At 43.3% G+C, this 18137-nt stretch carries 16 protein-coding genes and 2 pseudogenes; 16 read left to right on the forward strand and 2 right to left on the reverse strand.

The window, feature by feature from the left end:
• Positions 1-148: pseudogene (locus AS888_RS26835) on the reverse strand (IS5/IS1182 family transposase); the annotation flags it as partial.
• A 545-nt stretch (positions 149-693) separates the two neighbouring features.
• On the opposite strand from AS888_RS26835, the gene AS888_RS14195 reads away from it, so the two are divergent.
• Complete coding sequence (locus AS888_RS14195) at positions 694-1119, forward strand: OsmC family protein (protein WP_155645501.1); 426 nt, start codon at positions 694-696, stop codon at positions 1117-1119.
• Positions 1120-1270: 151 nt separating this feature from the next.
• Positions 1271-1528 (forward strand): DUF2533 family protein, encoded by a 258-nt coding sequence (locus AS888_RS14200; RefSeq protein ID WP_061142999.1) that lies wholly within the window; start codon positions 1271-1273, stop codon positions 1526-1528.
• A gap of 123 nt (positions 1529-1651) precedes the next feature.
• Here the strand turns inward: AS888_RS14200 and AS888_RS14205 are convergent, their stop codons facing one another.
• On the reverse strand, positions 1652-2194 hold the full coding sequence (locus AS888_RS14205; RefSeq protein ID WP_061142812.1) for a ribonuclease H-like YkuK family protein: 543 nt from the start codon (positions 2192-2194) through the stop codon (positions 1652-1654).
• Between the two features lie 245 nt (positions 2195-2439).
• On the opposite strand from AS888_RS14205, the gene AS888_RS14210 reads away from it, so the two are divergent.
• The 14 genes and pseudogenes from AS888_RS14210 (at position 2440) to AS888_RS14275 (ending at position 17784) form a co-directional block, all read left to right on the forward strand.
• A complete protein-coding gene (locus tag AS888_RS14210) occupies positions 2440-4053 on the forward strand; it encodes a family 14 glycosylhydrolase (RefSeq protein WP_260320215.1) in 1614 nt (537 codons plus the stop codon).
• 114 nt (positions 4054-4167) lie between these two features.
• Positions 4168-4488: a hypothetical protein gene (locus AS888_RS14215; RefSeq protein ID WP_061142813.1), complete on the forward strand. Its 321-nt coding sequence runs from the start codon at positions 4168-4170 to the stop codon at positions 4486-4488.
• A gap of 227 nt (positions 4489-4715) precedes the next feature.
• On the forward strand, positions 4716-4886 hold the full coding sequence (locus AS888_RS14220) for a hypothetical protein (RefSeq protein ID WP_221408607.1): 171 nt from the start codon (positions 4716-4718) through the stop codon (positions 4884-4886).
• Positions 4887-5066: 180 nt separating this feature from the next.
• Complete coding sequence (locus AS888_RS14225; protein ID WP_061142815.1) at positions 5067-5528, forward strand: hypothetical protein; 462 nt, start codon at positions 5067-5069, stop codon at positions 5526-5528.
• A gap of 296 nt (positions 5529-5824) precedes the next feature.
• Positions 5825-7840 carry a transporter substrate-binding domain-containing protein gene (locus AS888_RS14230; protein ID WP_221408608.1) on the forward strand — a complete coding sequence of 672 codons (2016 nt, stop codon included), beginning with the start codon at positions 5825-5827 and terminating at the stop codon, positions 7838-7840.
• Positions 7815-9188 carry a sigma-54-dependent transcriptional regulator gene (locus AS888_RS14235; protein ID WP_061142817.1) on the forward strand — a complete coding sequence of 458 codons (1374 nt, stop codon included), beginning with the start codon at positions 7815-7817 and terminating at the stop codon, positions 9186-9188. The genes AS888_RS14230 and AS888_RS14235 overlap by 26 nt, the downstream gene beginning before the upstream one ends.
• 222 nt (positions 9189-9410) lie before the next feature.
• Complete coding sequence (locus tag AS888_RS14240; RefSeq protein ID WP_185113097.1) at positions 9411-10349, forward strand: TAXI family TRAP transporter solute-binding subunit; 939 nt, start codon at positions 9411-9413, stop codon at positions 10347-10349.
• Positions 10350-10368: 19 nt separating this feature from the next.
• Positions 10369-11469, forward strand: a complete 1101-nt coding sequence (locus tag AS888_RS14245; RefSeq protein ID WP_061142819.1) for an ABC transporter substrate-binding protein — start codon at positions 10369-10371, stop codon at positions 11467-11469.
• Positions 11470-11528: 59 nt separating this feature from the next.
• A pseudogene (locus tag AS888_RS14250) lies at positions 11529-12650 on the forward strand (ABC transporter ATP-binding protein).
• Entirely contained in the window at positions 12614-13558 is a 945-nt protein-coding gene (locus AS888_RS14255) for an ABC transporter permease (protein WP_061142820.1), read from the forward strand. The pseudogene AS888_RS14250 and the gene AS888_RS14255 overlap by 37 nt, the downstream one beginning before the upstream one ends.
• On the forward strand, positions 13558-14364 hold the full coding sequence (locus tag AS888_RS14260) for an ABC transporter permease (protein ID WP_061142821.1): 807 nt from the start codon (positions 13558-13560) through the stop codon (positions 14362-14364). Before AS888_RS14255 ends, AS888_RS14260 begins: the two co-directional genes overlap by 1 nt.
• Positions 14365-14395: 31 nt before the next feature.
• Positions 14396-15802 (forward strand): FAD-binding oxidoreductase, encoded by a 1407-nt coding sequence (locus tag AS888_RS14265; RefSeq protein WP_061142822.1) that lies wholly within the window; start codon positions 14396-14398, stop codon positions 15800-15802.
• Entirely contained in the window at positions 15799-17124 is a 1326-nt protein-coding gene (locus AS888_RS14270) for a (Fe-S)-binding protein (protein ID WP_061142823.1), read from the forward strand. The genes AS888_RS14265 and AS888_RS14270 overlap by 4 nt, the downstream gene beginning before the upstream one ends.
• 213 nt (positions 17125-17337) lie before the next feature.
• On the forward strand, positions 17338-17784 hold the full coding sequence (locus AS888_RS14275) for a HEAT repeat domain-containing protein (RefSeq protein WP_061143000.1): 447 nt from the start codon (positions 17338-17340) through the stop codon (positions 17782-17784).
• Positions 17785-18137 lie beyond the last annotated feature (353 nt).

Here is an 18137-nt window from a genome sequence, read left to right on the forward strand (position 1 = left end):
CTGAGTACATATCTTTCACCAAGTCATAAATGAAAGTGAAGTCAATGGCAGCCTCCATTTTACGAACCAAATGGTTCGGTGGCACCAGTTGATCTAAAGTCATCATTTCAAGTTGATCTCGCTGAATAGAATCATGTTTAGAAAGCATCCTCATCACCTCAAGTTTTAATCCTTCAATTTTAAAACAAAAATGACTCCAGTCAAAAGTGTTCTATCTAAAAGGTAAGACCAAGTTGATTGGAGCGGGTGTTCGAGACTCCTGCGGGAAAAGCGCGTCTAGGGGAGACCCCGCAGGCAAAGCCGAGGAGGCTCCCCGACCGCCCGCGGAAAGCGAGTGCCTGGAGTGGAAATCAACGTCTAAATTGTACAGGCCATAAAAATAGACAAACTCGATTTTCATCGAGTTTGTCTACAGTCTGGCAGGGAGCACACTCCCTGTTTTTTTGTCCGTTCCAAGATCGTAAGGATCCATCCTTAATGATGAAAAGGTCCGGCACGAAAATTTTTATTAAATATTTTTGAGCTGTATTACATAAAATAAATACAAATCTTCCTATAATAGGTTCTTCACATCACTAAAAGGAAGTTTTGAATAGGTATTGATCACATTGGAGGCTGATCATCCTTTTACACGTCGAGGGAGCTCTTCCGACGTTTCAGCTAAGAATATTGAGCAGGGAAGGATTGATAGAGGTGACGACAAACATCAAATGGACAGGTGAATTGGCTTTTACCGGATTCACCCCTTCAGGACATGAAATAAAAATGGATGCTGCTGAAGATGTAGGTGGACAAAATAGCGGAGCGCGGCCAACGGAACTACTATTACAAGCCCTGGCAGGCTGTACAGGAATTGATATAGTCATGATTTTGAAAAAAATGAGATTGGAACCGCTTACTTTCCGAATGGAAATGGAAGGGACGAGGGCGGAGGAACATCCTAAACGCTTTACGCATTATCATATCCACTATTTACTGGAAGGGGAGCTTCCGGAGGATAAAGTAGTACGCGCCATCCGATTATCGAAGGATACGTACTGTTCTGTGTATCACTCCTTAAATGCAAGCATTGAAGTGAGTTATTCGATCAATGGTGTCAAAGGGCGGCAAAAAATATAGTACCTCTCCATGGCCCTTGAGTTTCCGTTTCGAGGGCTTTTTAATTGTGAGTTGGAGACATTATTGGATGCAAGTTGATAAATTCTTTCGTTTTCCCTTTGAACTTGTTAATATGGAAGTATTGATAAGTCAAATCAGAGGAGTGATGGATATGAGTGTACATAAGGACATTACGTTACATGCCCAAAAGCAAAACGAGCAATTCACTGAATTTTCGCTGTTGGACCAAAAAAGGGAAGAATATATTCAAGAAGCTGTAGAGTTATGTAAGGCCGATATGGATTTTTCAACAGATTCAATCAATCAGATCACCATGCAAATCAATGCCCTTGCAAACGAAAGATTTATACCCGCTCGTAAAATGGTTACCACGGAAATGGTCCGTACATACGTGGGGACATTAGCATAAACGACAGCCTTCAGGTGCAACATTGACTTGAAAAATGGCTGAAGACAGTACACTCATGATAAATGGGTGTTTTTTATTTCTGAACTAGTTCGATAATGGATTCAATATGGATCGCAATCATTTTTACTCTTGCTTTGTATATCGGTTGGCATAGCTTGAGGCAACGAACGCATTAGGTTTTATTTTCGGTTCCACTCCCATGGATTCCATCCTAGCGATCATTTCATTTACGAACTCACTTGTTTTGTTCCGTTTTCCAATGCCAATATCAATGTGGCCCTCCATAGTAAAGGTGGCTCCTTGATAGACGGCAGGGAGAACAATGTCGATTAACTGATTTTTTCTTTCTTCCGTAAATAGGGAAACGATTTCCTCCGTTAATGACAATTCATAGGAAATGCGTTCATGTAAATGCGTCATCCTTCGAGGAACCATCACTTTCCTGATACAACCCCAAACCCCATTCCCTACCTGCCGAATCACGATGCCGGTGATGAAAACTGTATGTTGTTTATGTACCTGGGAATCGGTGCCGACCATTAATTGATAGTTACCGGCTGGATTTACATTCATGAACTCCACAATATGGTTGAAGACGACTTCAAATGACATGTTTTTTTCCTGGATATTTTGAAACGGGATTTTATATATTGGAGATTGTCTCATAAAGCAGCACCCAACCCTTTCTCCGCCATTAATCTGGAATGTTCCATTTACCCGTGCACCCCATAACACATCATATGAATGAGGGACTTGTTTCGTGCTGGGATAATTCCCCCATAAAACGGAAAATCGATTGATATATTTTACCAGTTAAAATATACTTTTGGTACGAGATGCTCTTTGGTATGGGCCTGACCATTTCTTTATAGCTGTTGAATCCATTATAGATGAGGGAGGGATGATTTGTTTTGGAAAAATTGTCTTTAGGCGTGTTTAATTTTATGATTTACGTTCCTTTATCAAGTGATTCAGTTGGAATTGCAGAGGTAAAACCGGATTACAGGTTATATGTCATGGCTCCATTAGGTGAAATAACGGATTGGGACGCATTTAAAGCCAAGTTAATGCAGTTGAAGGAAAATGGCGTATATGCCATAACGACAGATATTTGGTGGGGATTGGTCGAGAGCAAAAAGGATAACCAGTTTGATTGGTCTTATTATAAAAGGTATGGCGCGGCAGTGGAATCCTCCGGTTTAAAATGGGTGCCCATCTTATCCACACATCAATGTGGCGGGAATGTGGGTGATGAATGCAGCTATCCCATCCCAAGCTGGCTCTGGAATAAAGACTCTGCCGAAAACATGTCATTCAAGAGCGAAAGCGGTTATTGGAATAAAGAAGTGCTAGCCCCTTGGTGGGAAGGGACCGCAACGCAATACGATGAATTGTACTGCTCCTTTGCAAAGAATTTCGCAGATAAAAAAGATTTGATTGCAAAAATATATTTAAGTGCAGGACCAGCTGGCGAACTAAGATATCCCTCCTACCAGAATGCAGATGGTTGGGACTTTTCAGAAAGAGGGAAGCTTCAAGCTTATACAGAAGGTGCGAAAAGGGATTTCAGGCTTTCGATGCAATCAAAATATATATCGATAAAAAAACTCAATGCAGCTTGGGGAAAAAGATATAAGAACTGGGATGAGATTCAGCCTCCAGGTAACGGGGATTCATTTTTCATGAAAGGCGGTGAAATCGACACCGTCTTTGGAAAAGATTTTATGCAGTGGTATCAGGGTTCTCTGGAAAAACATCTTTCAAGAATCTCGAAATTGGCCCATAAACATTTTGATGAAGTCTTCGATGTTCCCATTGGTGCTAAAATCTCAGGTGTCCATTGGAAAATGAATGATCCGATCATGCCGCATTCAGCAGAGTATAGTGCCGGGTACTATAACTATTCCCAACTTCTTGATCAATTCAAGGAATCAAAAATGGCCCTTACCTTTACATGCTTGGAGATGGGGGACACCGACGCGCAAACGGCACCATACTATAGCTCACCAAAGACGTTGGTTGCCCAAATTGCCACATTGGCCAAAGAAAAGGGTATTTCGCTAAATGGCGAAAACGCGCTGCCCATCAGCAATGAAGGCGGATTTGATAATGTAGCGGAAATGGTTTACAACTTCGGTTTTGACGGTTTCACTTTCCTGAGGATGTCCTATTTATTCGATGACACAGGACAACCAACAGCTGAGTTACCAATGCTGGCGAATAAATTGCCAAGCAAATCGATTCCGGTTACATTCACGGTTGAAAATGTCCCTGCCGCACATGGTGTATACTTAATTGGTGACCGGGGAGAAATCGGCAGGTGGAATCCAGTCGATTATGAATACAAGCTCACTCAACGTGAAAAGGGCAGCTGGAGCGGAACTTTCCGTTTAGCGGCGGATCGATATTATCAATTCAAGTTCGTCATGAAAGATGAAAATGGTAAGATTACTTGGCAACAAGGTCCGAATGAAAGTCTTACAACCCCAGCCACCGGCAAAGGAGCTTATACATTCTTCTGGTAAGTCGTATGCCTGCAGAGGGGGACGTAATCTAAATGTAATCGTTTGTCATTGGAATGCTCTTGATGTTAGGCGTTTCTCCATATACACTTTAAATACGATTGAGGAGTGGATAATTTGAAAGAAATAACGATGGATCAATTAATATTTAAAGAGCATTTATCGATGATCGAACAATTTTCATTGAAGGATTTTATGTTTAAGTGGCTCGGCAGCCCAGATGAAGGATTGGATCACTTACTGCCGCTTACGTACACATTCCAAGACTTTGCAAAAATGGAAACGACAGCGGAAACCAATCTAAACATCAACGGCGATGAAACGTTCAAATATGTCACCATTACCAAAGATAATCAAATAGTTATGGGCGGCTTATGCAGAAACCAAGAATTGACCTTTCGGATTTTGTCCCTGGATGAACGTTTAGGGAGCTGCTAAAGAGCTGTTCGTGAATAAATAATATAAGGCAATGCTTTAATTGCCTCAGACCGTAGACAAACTCGATAATGATGGAGATTGTCAACGGTCTTTTTGGTTTTTATAGGAACTGTTGGAAATTCAGCTAAAGAAGATTATGTAAAGATATTGGGGCTAATATGGTTTGCGCCTATGATACATTGGGGGAAATAGGATTAAAGGAAACGAATTACTTGGGCTGGCGTTGTATGGGACACGTGTTCATGTGGGCAATAGTAGTGGGCAAGCTGGCACGTTTAAAACAAGCGAAGGCGATACTAATTGTAGAAACATTAAAGGTTAGCTTGGGGGCGACGAGAAAACATGATCCAGAGCGATTAGCATCTGTCGCTGAAAAAATGGACACGACCTATTGCTAAGGTCTTCAATTTATGTGGTGCGGCTCTTGCTCACAAATTAGTCGTAATTAGGAAGGTAATGTGTTAATCAAAGTTTAAAAATAAAAGAATATTTACAAAATAAATCCAAATATGGAATTGCCCTAGTGTATGATAAGGGTTGAAGCAAATTAATTAAAATGCTTGAAAGGGGATAGGGAAATGGGAAGGAAGTTGGCTGAATCGCTAAAAACGCTTTTGAATGAAACGTTTGAGGGACCGGGAAACGGAGGAAGCTATTATACTGATTCAAAACCGAATACAGGCATTTTTGGCACTCTTGAAGGGCTGAACGCGGAAGATGCATCTCTTTCCATTCACGGATCGACAATAGCCGCTCACGCTGACCACACCCGTTATTACTTATGGGTGGTCCGGACGATGATCAGTGGTGTGGAATTTGAAAAGGATTGGGATGCCAGCTGGACCATTTCTCAAGTCGATGAGACAAAATGGGCCGAAATCAAGGAAGGCCTACAGTCTGAATACCACTCACTTTTAGCCAAAATCGATACAATCGATTTGGAGGAATGGCTGACGAATGTAAATGCGATCATCGCTCATTCCGCTTATCATCTTGGAGCCTTAAGACAAATGATAAAAGAACTCGAAAGTGAAAAATAAAGATTAAAAGTGAATTTAACTGAAACCCAGCAATAAATGCTGGGTTTCTATTTATTGCTTTTTCCTGAAGGGGGATTCGTAGACGGGAAAGGTAAAGCAAACGGCAGTCCATTGGCAGACGAATATGCCTTGTGAATTCTTGCTGAAATGTGTCAGGTTATCTCGGAATCTAAGACTTTATAAAAGGGTTCAAGTCGTAATTGGAGAAATAGTAAGTATCATGACGTTTTTGGGCAGAGAATGATGTCTGCATGAAGATCGAAGGAATAGGAGGGTTTTTAATTAAAAAGAAGCTTTTGGCATTTTTATGTATAGTTTGTTATGCATTCATTTGGGAAGCATCAGGGACTTACAATGTTTTTGCTGAACAAAAAACCTATATCATTGCGGTAGAGAGTGCTCTTCCCCCATTTTCATTCAAAAATGAAGCCAATGAACCAAGTGGCATCAATATTGATCTGATGGAGAAAATAGCGAAAAATAACGGCACTGTTTTCGAATATCTTCCAATGGAAATGCAAGAAGCGGAAAAACGGTTAATGAACGGTTCCGTCGATGCCATCGTCGGGAGTACCTATAGTATCGAAAAAGATAATCAGCTAGATTTCACCCAGCCTTATTTTACCATGTCCCAATCAATCATCATCCCAAGCAATAGGAAAAAGGATATCCATACGTTAACGGACTTACGCGATGCCCATGTTGTCCTTGACCCCACAACACCTGTAATCAGCACTTTTCTCAATATGAGGAATACAAACTTAACGACTGTTTCGAATCAATACTCCGGAATGTTAACGTTAATGAATGACCGAGCAGATGCTTTCATAGGCAACAAATGGACGGCGGAATATTATTTAAAAAAACTCCGCCAGGGGGAAAACTACATCATTCTTGATGAGGTCATTGAACCTGCGGATTATACGATTGCTGTTAAGCAAGGAAATCAAACGCTTCTATTCATGATGGACAATGCCCTCACTGAACTTAAAGCCAATCGTCAATTAAATGGGATCATCGATAAATGGCTCATGCCGCAATCCGATCAAAAAATCGCCAGACTGGAGCAATTCATTTTCTGGCTGACCATGATTTTAACCGCCGGAGCCATTATTCTTTTCATTATTTACATATGGAATCAAAAGCTAAAAAAATCCGTCCTTGCCCAGACTCGGACATTGCACCTATTGAATGAGGATTTAGAGAAACAACGGCAAAAACTGGACAATAGTAAAGCTTTCAAAGAACAAATCTTAAACAACATCAATACAGGCATCATCACCTTCGATCACGATTTCCTGATTACAAGCTGCAATGAAAAAGCATCAGAGATCCTGAACATTTCCAAGGAAATGATTCTGAATATTCCAAATCATACTCAGCTATTGAAGATGTTCGAAGCTACCCATCCAGAACAAAGAGAAAAAGTGGGCACAGGTTCCTTTCGGATCCGGGTTTTGCATGGACGGCATGAACAGAAGGAGATTTCCTATTCGATGCATAAGATGTACAGTACGGAAAAGATACATACCGGGTACTTACTGTCCATGAATGATGAAACGGAGAAGAAAACGTTGGAGAAAAAATTGGTCACACAGGAAAAGCTGCACGCACTTGGTCAACTGGTTGCCGGGGTTGCCCATGAAATTAGAAACCCGTTAACATCGATAAAAACATTCATTGATTTACTTCCAAGCAAATACGATAAGCCTCAATTCCGGCAAGTTCTAATGGAGCACTTGCCCACTGAAGTCAACCGTCTCAATGCAATCGTTACCGATTTAATTGAATATGCACGTCCACGACCGCCGAATATAACGAATTGCCCTGCTCATGAACTTATTTCATTACTTGCTTTCCATAAGGTGACAATGGCAAAAAAGCAAATACATTTTGAACAGGCAATAGATGAGGACCTTATCTTTTATATAGATTTACAGCAGATTCACCAAGTTATCCTTAATCTGGTATTGAATTCGATTCAGGCTGTGGAGGAAAGAGAGGTAAAAACGATTACCATTTCCATTGATAGAGAAAACGAGAAAACCGGGCGGATTACCATATCGGATTCAGGCATTGGCATCAAACAGGATGAGCAGAACCACATTTTTGAACCTTTTTACACAAATAAAGATAAGGGAGTCGGCTTGGGCCTAACGTTATCGTATAGGCTAATCAAAGAAAACAATGGAGATATCCAAGTTAAAAGCCATCCTGATTGTGGAACGACATTCATCATTTTGCTGCCTTTATATACGAATGAACTCAAGAAGGAGGAGAAATCTGATGTTACATGTATTAGTGATCGATGATGAACCCGCCATTTGCAACGCGCTTAGCTTTGCGTTGGAAGACTCCTATCAAGTCACGACAACGACAGACCCGGATGAAGGCCTTCGGAAGATTGAAAATCAAACATTTGATATCGTTTTGCTTGATTTGAGGATAGGCAATAAAAGCGGGCTTGATATCCTTCTGAAAATCAAACAACTCGCTCCTAACGTGGCAGTCATCATGATGACTGCCTATTCATCCATCGATACTTCCATCGAGGCCATAAAAAAAGGAGCCTATTATTATATTGAGAAGCCTCTAAATATAAAAGAACTTTCGATGCTTATGATGAGGGCAGCCGAATTCAATCAGATGACGAATCAATTGGAGACACTTCATGAAGAATTGGAGAAACAAAGGGGAATGGGGAATTTTCTTGGTAATAGCAGGGCGATGCAGCGCATTTTTTCCATGATCGATAGAGTGAAAGATATTGATTCCAGTGTGCTTATTACAGGTGAAAGCGGAACGGGCAAAGAGCTTGTAGCCAGGAACATCCATACGCTGGGAAGAAGGAAAAATAAGCCCATGCAGATCGTCAATTGCGCGGCTATTCCCGACATGCTGCTGGAATCTGAATTGTTCGGGTATGAAAAGGGAGCTTTTTCAGGTGCCACCCAGAGGAAGGATGGGAAGTTCGTTGCCGCTAATGGAGGCATTCTATTTCTTGATGAAATTAGTGAAATGCCCTTGCCCCTCCAAGCCAAATTATTACGGGTGCTGCAGGAACGGGAAGTGACTCCCCTCGGTTCCAATACGAAACGATCATTGGATGTCCGCATAATCAGTGCGGCCAATAAAAATCTGGAGCAAATGGTGATGGACGGGGAGTTCCGGGAGGATTTGTTTTTCAGGCTGAATGTCATTCCCATTTCCATGCCGCCGCTTCGGGAAAGAAAAGAAGATTTGCCGATCCTGATGGATTATTATATGAAAAAACACGCAAGGGACATGAACAGGGAAGAGAAGACATTTTCGGCGGCCGCACGGCAGATCCTGCTCGATTATCATTATCCCGGGAATGTCCGCGAGCTTGGGAACATGATCGAATATGCGGTAGCCCTATCAAATTCTACATGTATGGAGGATACAGACCTGCCACAATATGTTCAAGAACAAAAGTTCGTCTTTCAGCCGGATGTGTTGGAGGATGATCGAAACAGTTTTCGCGTTCCACTTGGCATGTCCATGAAAGACATAGAGGAAAAAGTCATTACGGCCACTCTGCAATATTGTAAGAACCATCGGCAAAAAACCGCGCAAGTCCTAAAAATATCGGAAAGAAGCCTGCGTGATAAAATTAAACTCATTTCCCAAAAAGAATAAACTAAAGGCTGAACCGGCAAATTTTTCTGGGGATTCGGAAAATATTGCCGGTTTCCTATAGATTTGCATCGATACATCGGCAAAATTTCCATGATGAAGCGATTACTTCACTTGGCATGTTACTTGCATCTAAATAGAGTAAGAGAGGAGATCACTATGAAAAATGGAACACTCTTTCTACCATTCATTTTGCTATTTTGTTTCATAACGGGATGTTCTTTCATGAATGAGCAGCAGGAAATCTCTCAACCTGCTTCTGCCCTGAGACAGGGACAACCAGATTCAAGCGGACAGGATTTGTCGAATCGGATGCTAATCATAGCAACCGGGGACATGTCAGGTGTTTATTTTACCGTAGGCCAGAGACTGTCTGCGTTGTACGAAAGATATAACGGAGCCGTGTCGGGGACACAGGTCACACAAGCTTCCATCGAAAATACGGAGCTAGTCAGCCAGCACAGGGCCGAAATCGGCTTTACGACAGTGGACGTACTAGAGTTGCCTTCTACGAACAAATCAAGATTACGAGCATTGACGACCCTCTATTCCAACTATGTTCAAATTGTTACCACAAAACGTCATGATATTGATTCCTTGGATGATTTAGCTGGAAAAAGGGTTAGTGTGGGTACAAGCGGCAGCGGCACTAGACTAATTGCAGAACGAATCCTTTTGGAAACGGATTTACAGCCTGAACAATTGAATTTATCTTATCTTTCTTTTACCCAAGCTGCCGAAGCGCTGCAAAATGGTTCCATTGATGCGGCTTTCTTCTCTTCAGGCATCCCGAATTATGAAATCGCTTACACATCCAAGCAAACCGAGCTCTCAATCATTCCGATACCGAAAGACATTATTGACCGTTTGCAGAAGCAATACGGAGTGTACGCTCAAAATGAAATCCCGGTTGATACATACAAGGGAATGCAGAAAGAGGTCCAAACGATTTCCATCAAAAATGTCTTGGTCACTTACGATGAAATGTCCGATCGGCATGCTTACAATCTTGTGAAAACATTATATGAGCATCTGCCGGAGCTGCAGGATACACATCCCGCCGCTTCTGACATTTCATTGAATGACGCAGCAGGGCCAGTTCCGCTCGATTTTCATTCTGGTGCCATGAAATATTTTACCGAACATGGATTGATGAAAAAATGAAAAAATGGAGGAAATGAGTATGAAGAAAATAATGAGTTTACTATCCATCATCATCTTGGTTGCGCTTGCAGGTTGCGGAAACCCGACTCCACAAAAACCGGGCGAATCCGTACAAACTAATTCAGGAGAAAAAGGAGAGAAAAAAATAACGATTGCCGGGAATGGAGGAGTCATCGAAAGTGCCATTCGTGATGTCATCGCTCCTAAGTTCAAAGAAGAAACGGGAATAACCGTCAATTATATTTCCGGCTTATCGGGAGAAATCCTATCGAAAGTGGAATTACAGAAAAACGCGCCACAAATCGATATCGCCTTTTTTGTACCAGTGGACGTAATCCGGGCAAAGGAGAAGGAGCTGATCGAACCGGTTGATGAGTCCAATGTGCCGAATATGAAATCGGTGGATCCGCGTTTCATTCCGGCGGAGAAGGCAGCTGCTCCCGTATTCGGGTTAGTCATTGCACCGGCGTATAATACGGAAACCTTCAAAAAGGAGAAGTTGAAACCGATTGAATCGTGGAATGATTTGGTCTCACCGGATTACGAGGGGAAAACGGCCTTTGCGGATATTACGAATGACTGGGGCTTCAATACCCTTAATGGTTTAGCGATTTCAAATGGAGGAAGTACGGAAAACATCGAACCAGGGCTTGAAAAGGCAAAAGACCTTGCTGGCTATTCCAATACGTTTTATAAAAATTCAACACAAATGATGCCTGCGATCCAGCAAGGGGCCGCGGATATAACGGTCATGGGCAGTTATTCAATAGGTGAACTGGCCGTATCCGGAATTCCCATCAAAATGGCTGTACCGAAAGAAGGCGTACCGCTGCAGGCTTTCAGCGCCGGGTTAGTGAAGAATACACCCAACAGTAAAGAGGCCCTAGAGTTCATTAATTATTTAGTCAGTAAAGAGGCCCAACAACTCATTTCCGAAAAAGGATTTTATCCGACGGTGGAAGGGATGAAGATACCGGAGAAATACGAAGAATCAATCGGACTCAAGGAAAGTGACAAAACATTCAAACCTGATTTCGCCAAGTTCGCTGAAATTCGTGCTGAGGTGTCGGACAGATGGGCAAAAGAGGTTACTCCTGAATTAGGAACAAAACTTAAATAAAAAGGGGTGGAGGTAACATGGAAGTAGTGAAAACAGAGGCAGGAACCAACAGGATGTCTATGAAGTCCATTCACCGTTTCGAGTCAACCAAAAATGACGTGGAGATAAAAGGGGCATTCAAGCAGTTTGGCACGAATGTTGTTCTGAATGGAATCGATCTCGAGGTGAAGCAAGGGGAGTTACTAACCCTTCTTGGCCCTTCAGGATGCGGCAAGTCCACCACCTTGAACCTCATCGCAGGATTCCTCGATGCGGATCGGGGCGAGGTCCATATCAAGGGCAATAATGTTACAAAGGTTCCCCCTTATAAAAGAGATTTAGGGATGGTTTTTCAAACGTATTCGCTTTTTCCCCATATGACAGTCTATGAAAATCTAAGTTTCGGGTTGAAACTGCGTAAAGTCGGAAAGTCCGAGCAAGAAAAGAAAATAAGCCAAGCGCTTGAATTGGTGAAAATGTCCGGGCTTGAGAATCGTTATCCGAGGGAGTTATCTGGGGGACAGCGCCAGCGTGTTGCCATTTCACGGGCACTTGTCGTGGAGCCAGAGCTGCTTCTGCTGGATGAGCCCCTTTCAAACCTTGATGCCAAATTAAGGCATGAATTGAGGGCTGAGATCAAGCGACTGCAAAAGGAGATTGGCGTGACGACCATATTTGTCACCCATGACCAAGAGGAAGCCCTTTCCATGTCGGATCGAGTAGTGGTCATGAATGCAGGGAAAATTGAACAAATCAGTACGCCGACTGACATATACAATCATCCCAAGACTGAATTCGTGTTTCAGTTCATCGGAAAATCGAATTGTTTTGAAGGGAACGTGTCAGCGGTGGATTAACGGAAAATCACAGTCAAGTTAGGTTCTGACTTCGCTCATGTAGACGCTGGTAATATCATGGGCGATGACGGTGATTTGAAACCGGGGGATGCGGTCAGGATATATATCAGGCCAGAAAAAATGGAGATCATCTCTGCGGAGGGAACATCATCTTCTCCGCCGTTGGATTTCCATCGTGCTCAAATCAGCCAAATCAATTACCTTGGTACGTCTTGGGAGGTCCATGTACTGCTACAAGGAAAGAGCATTCAAGTATTAACGGCCGCTTTCGATTCTTCATGGCAAAATGGAAGTGAGGTGTTTATCGGATGGAGCCCATCAGAAGTTATGCTAGTCAAGAAATAGAAACTAAGATGAATCCGCTTGAGCCGCAACAGGAACCTAAGTTCAAAAAAAGGAAAGTATGGGTGCCGGGTTTGCTGCTCTTAACGCCCATTCTGCTATTTATATTCGGTTTCTTCGTCATACCGATGTTATACATCTTATATTTAAGCTTCATTTCCACCGATAATCTTGGGGCGGAGGATGCGGTATATAGCTTGAAAAACTATACCCAATTATTTACCGATAGCTACTATCTATCCTCTTTATGGCTGACGGTAAAAATCAGTTTATATTCCGTATTGGTCGCTTTATTCCTAGGGTACCCTGTCGCTTTGACAATGGCAAGAAGTTCAGCGCGAATCAGGGGGTACATCACCCTCTTGATCGTCTCTCCGCTTTTGGTGAGTATCGTTGTGCGCAATTTTGGCTGGTACCTGCTGCTGCTGCCGAACGGAACGATCAATCAAACCTTGATGGCGCTCGGAATCATCAATGCGCCATTGAAACTTCTATTTTCGGAAATCGGAGTGGTGATCGGGCTCTCCAATGCCTACCTGCCGTTCATGATCCTATCGATCGTTGCCAGCCTTTATAATATCGACCCTTCCCTGGACAAGGCGGGAGCCATACTAGGTGCAAGCCCTTTCAGAAGGTTCTTTTCGATAACCTTGCCGCTAAGCATACCAGGCATCGTATCGGGCTGCATACTTGTGTTCAGCTTATCGATGAGTGCGTATGTCACACCGGCACTCATGGGCGGAGCGAATGTGCCAGTCATGCCCGTTGTCATATACGACCAGATTAATAATCTGCTTCACTGGACATTCGGATCTGCCCTTTCTTATATTCTATTGGCAACGACGGTCCTTTCAGTGACCATTTTTACGAGAGTGTTTGAAAAAGGGAAATTCAAGGAGGTATTCCGATAATGAAAACGTTTGGCGGCCTTCGGATTGCAGTAGCCGTGTTAGCAATCATCTATATCTTGATTCCGCTGATTGTCGTTATCCCGGCATCTTTTACTAGCGCGAATTATCCTAGTTTTCCAGCTGATGGTTTTTCGCTGCAATGGTATACAAAAATACTGGAGCGTCCTGAATTTCTCGAAGCATTTTTGAACAGTGCAAAGTTTGCTGCGCTTGCGGCCCTTTTCTCGGTCATATTCGGGACCTTGGCAGCTCTTGGCATCGCAAAATATGAGATTCCGGGTAAATCCTATATTACAGCCCTTTTAACTTCTCCATTGAGTGTTCCGCAATTGGTTTTGGGGATAGCCCTTTTAATGTACTTTACACCCATGATGCTGGCCGGGACGTCTACTGGTTTTTTAATTGCCCATATCGTCATTTGCATCCCCTATGTCATGCGGCTCGTGTTGACGGGTTTAAGCGGATTTGATTACAATCTTGAACGTGCTGCAGCCATACTGGGGGCCAACCCTTTGACTGTATTCCTGAAAGTGACGCTGCCGCTGATCGGATCTGCGGCCATATCGGGAGGTTTATTCGCCTTTTTGACATCGTTTGATAATGTGACGGTTTCCCTCTTTATGGTATCACCTGAAATGCGAACGCTGCCGATCGAGATTTTTTCGCAAATGCAGGATGCCTATAATCCAATCGTCGCAAGCGTATCAAGCGTAGTCATTTTCATATCTGTGCTGCTGATCATCATACTCGAAAAAATTCAAGGTGTCGGGAAGGTTTTCGGCGGTTCACATCATACAAACGGATAACCGCTATGAACCTAGAAAGGAAGTGAAGCACATGGAGCAAGACGCCCTTGCTGCTCTTAGTCAGATCATTCCTGGGGATCGGATGTTCCTTGATTTGGCGGAGCGTTATTGTTATAGCTATGATGCTTCTTTTGGGGAGTATTTACCTGAAATTGTCATACAGCCTAAAAACGCGAAAGAAATCAGTGAGTTAGTGAAAATGGCCAATCTACACAAAATCCCCGTTTACCCTAGAGGATCGGGTACCTCTCTAAGTGGCGGCCCCTTACCTGTAAAGGGCGGGATGGTTCTTGATCTTACCCTTTTGCGAGATAAATTGTTTATTGACAGGGAAAATATGCTCGCGATTGTGTCTCCAGGCGTGATTACGGCCACCATCCATCAAAAAGCCGACGAAGCGGGTTTGTTTTATCCACCTGACCCAAGCAGTTCCAATGTGGCCACAATAGGCGGGAATCTATTGGAAAATTCGAGCGGACCAAAAGGGTTGAAGTATGGGACGACTAAAGAATATGTAATCGGATTGGAAGTGGTCACGCCTACAGGGGAAATCATCCGTACCGGCGGAAAGACCGTGAAAAATGTTACCGGCTATGACTTGACCCGGTTAATTGTGGGTTCAGAGGGCACCTTGGGAATTGTGACGGAGGCGATCATCCGCTTGATTCCAAAACCGCAAAGCCAAAAAACATTCGTGGCCCATTTCAATCATTTCATTGACTCGGGCCATGCGATAACAAGCATCTTATCGTCAGGAATCCTCCCTTCGGCCTTGGAATTAATGGATAATGCATGTATCCGTGCTGTCGAGAACTATCGCCCTTCAGGCTTGCCGCTACAAGCAGAGGCCATCTTGATCATCGAAGTCGATGGTCATCCGTTGGCAATTGAAGAAGAAATAAATAAATGCGCGGATATTTGCAAAGATAACGGGGCTTCCTACGTCAAGATTGCGGAAACGGAGGAGGAACGCCAAACCATTTGGAGTGCGCGTAAATGGGTATCCCCGGCCATTACTCAAATGGGGCCGACGAAAATTTCGGAGGATGCCACGGTCCCGCGCAATCAAATTCCGGCAATGATGGAGAGATTACAGCAAATCCGCGATAAATATGAATTGAACTTGGTTGTTTTCGGTCATGCCGGTGATGGAAACTTACACCCGAACATCATTACCGATAAACGAAATAAAGCGGAAATGAAAAAAGTGGAGCTTGCCGTTAGTGAAATTTTTGAAGCAGCGATCGAACTGGGCGGAACGCTTTCCGGGGAACACGGAATCGGTACGTTGAAGTCACCCTATATGGAAATGGAATTAGGGGCAAATGGGGTAAATATGATGAAAAAAATCAAGGAAGCGTGGGATCCGAATAATATCTTGAACCCTGGTAAGATCTTTGCTGAAAAAGGTCAAACAAAGGTCGTGTTGCTCACATGAAGGCAGCTGCCACATCCAACCATGCAAATAGAGCGGTTGAACAATTGCACGCGAATGCTCATGACTGGACAAATCAATGCGTTAAATGCGGGTATTGCTTGCCAGCATGCCCCACCTACGAATCAATGGGCGTGGAATCCGCTTCACCACGGGGCCGAATCAACCTAGTCAAACTGGCTGCCGAGGGGAAAATAGATCTTCAAAAGGATTTAACGGAACCGATCGAGCTTTGTTTAGGTTGCCGCGCCTGTGAAACCGCCTGTCCTGTCGGTGTTCCTTACGGGCATATATTGGAGGCGGCAAAGGAAGCGATCGGAAATCGCCCGCCCAGCAGCGATAACATGACGAAGATGAAGAAACTGGCATTGGTTCACCTCTTTCCCTACCCTCGGCGAATGAATCTGCTCGGTAGCGGGGCCATGCTTTATCAAAAATCAGGGTTATCCAATCTTGTTCGTCAATCGAATCTGCTCTACAGGTTTTCACCGGTTCTTGCCCATTTAGAACAAGCGCTTCCAGCCATCGAATCTCCCGCGAAACGGATCAGGGCGGGTACGCTGATACCTTCCAAAGGGGCAACCCGAATGAGAGTGGCATTCTACACAGGCTGCATCATGGATTCGCTGATGTCACGAATCAACCGTCTTACCATCGAGCTGCTTACCCTTGTGGGATGTGAGGTCATACTTCCGGAAAATCAAAGCTGCTGCGGTGCCCTCCATTCCCATCAAGGCGAAGCGAAGCAAGCGAAAGCTCTGGCGAAAAGGAACATCCAGGCTTTCATGCAGATGGATGCAGAGGTAATCGTCAGTAATGCCGGGGGCTGCGGTGCATCACTTCGGGAATATGAACAGCTCTTGGCTGATGATTGCGAGTGGTCAGGGGCAGCAAAAGATTTCTCCAAGAAATCAAAAGATATCAGCCAAATTCTTCATCAGTTAGGGCCGCTCCCTTTTACTGAAGAATATCATGGCATCGTTACTTTCCAAGATTCCTGCCACTTGCGCAATGTCCAGAAGGTGCAAACGGAGCCGCGTTTATTATTGCAAGCGATACCAGGTATCACTTACGTGGAAATGGCGGGATTTGACCGTTGCTGTGCATCGGGAGGCATATACAACCTTCTCCATTTTGAGGAATCGATGAAAATCCTGGATGGAAAAATGAACGACCTTAAAGAAACAAGGGCCACTACAGTCATAACGGTTAATCCTGGCTGCCAAATGCAAATGAGCATTGGCATCCAAAGGGATGGGGCGGCTAACTCTATTAAAAGCTTGCATCTCGTTGAAATTCTTGCCAAGGCCTGTGGCTTGAATTGACAGATTAACGCCAAGGTTGTTTGAGGATGATGGCAGGCGTAGATAAAGCATGCGAATGGCAGTTTGCTACGAAATTTAACTATATTAAAATATGGAAAAGGGTATAATGAGTAAGGGAATGATGGATGTAAAGTAGAGGATTTATGTAGATTGGAATTACATGCCGTTCACTATCCAGATATTTACACAAAGACAGAAGGAGAAATGATTCACTTGACTAATAAAGAAACGAAAATGAACGAGTTACCTGAAAACTATGAGGAATTAAAAAAGTCCGCCAATCGCAAATCCAATTGGAGGGAACGTTTGGATGCGATAGAAGAGTTAGGACAAGCGAAAAACCAACAAACCATCGATATATTAACCCATATCATGAACAGTGATTCTGTCTATAAAGTTCAGGAGGCATCCTACCGGCAACTAAAAAGATTAGGAGAAGACGTTCAATTGCCATCCAGAAAAAAAGGGGAATTGGTTAAAGGGTTAACGAAAATCCTATTAAGGATAAAGAAGAGTTTGCCGGAAGACCATACGTATGAGGAATTCAAGGAAAAACTTCAAAAGATGCGGATGGATATATACGATACCTATGAGGGGGAAAAGGGCGCAGACTTCGATGAATGGCTAGAGAGCACATGGTCTTCCTTATCGAAAAGATAACCTTCCGTACAAGCGGGAATCAACAAAGGAGCAAAATTTTTGCTCCTTTTTGCTATGTGCCGAATAAAAGCCAAGGAGCTTTACATCTGGGTTTCTTTTAGATAAGGGTATTATTCTGACCAATTTTCGCAAAATATACAAAGGCCAAAAAAAACGGAAGGTGATTGACATGAAGGAAATATCCCAAAAGAGATTTTGTGAAACGTGCAAGAAGGAGACCATTCATACGGTAACGGAAGATGCATTGGAAATAGAATATTCCTGTAACGAGTGTAAGGCGCACCAAGAGATTTACAAATCTTTTTTTTAAAAATGATTGAAGAACACTTTGGTCAAAGGCAGCTACTTTAACT

The sequence above is a fragment of the Peribacillus simplex genome, from assembly GCF_001542915.1.
Classification (GTDB): Bacteria; Bacillota; Bacilli; order Bacillales; family DSM-1321; genus Peribacillus; species Peribacillus simplex_B.

Coding starts and splice junctions, on each gene's coding strand:
- AS888_RS14240 (WP_185113097.1), top strand. CDS start 9,411: ATGAATGAGCAGCAGGAAATCTCTCAACCTGCTTCTGCCCTGAGACAG.
- AS888_RS14220 (WP_221408607.1), top strand. CDS start 4,716: ATGGGACACGTGTTCATGTGGGCAATAGTAGTGGGCAAGCTGGCACGT.
- AS888_RS14235 (WP_061142817.1), top strand. CDS start 7,815: ATGTTACATGTATTAGTGATCGATGATGAACCCGCCATTTGCAACGCG.
- AS888_RS14270 (WP_061142823.1), top strand. CDS start 15,799: ATGAAGGCAGCTGCCACATCCAACCATGCAAATAGAGCGGTTGAACAA.
- AS888_RS14255 (WP_061142820.1), top strand. CDS start 12,614: ATGGAGCCCATCAGAAGTTATGCTAGTCAAGAAATAGAAACTAAGATG.
- AS888_RS14260 (WP_061142821.1), top strand. CDS start 13,558: ATGAAAACGTTTGGCGGCCTTCGGATTGCAGTAGCCGTGTTAGCAATC.
- AS888_RS14245 (WP_061142819.1), top strand. CDS start 10,369: ATGAAGAAAATAATGAGTTTACTATCCATCATCATCTTGGTTGCGCTT.
- AS888_RS14265 (WP_061142822.1), top strand. CDS start 14,396: ATGGAGCAAGACGCCCTTGCTGCTCTTAGTCAGATCATTCCTGGGGAT.
- AS888_RS14200 (WP_061142999.1), top strand. CDS start 1,271: ATGAGTGTACATAAGGACATTACGTTACATGCCCAAAAGCAAAACGAG.
- AS888_RS14225 (WP_061142815.1), top strand. CDS start 5,067: ATGGGAAGGAAGTTGGCTGAATCGCTAAAAACGCTTTTGAATGAAACG.
- AS888_RS14205 (WP_061142812.1), bottom strand. CDS start 2,194: ATGAGACAATCTCCAATATATAAAATCCCGTTTCAAAATATCCAGGAA.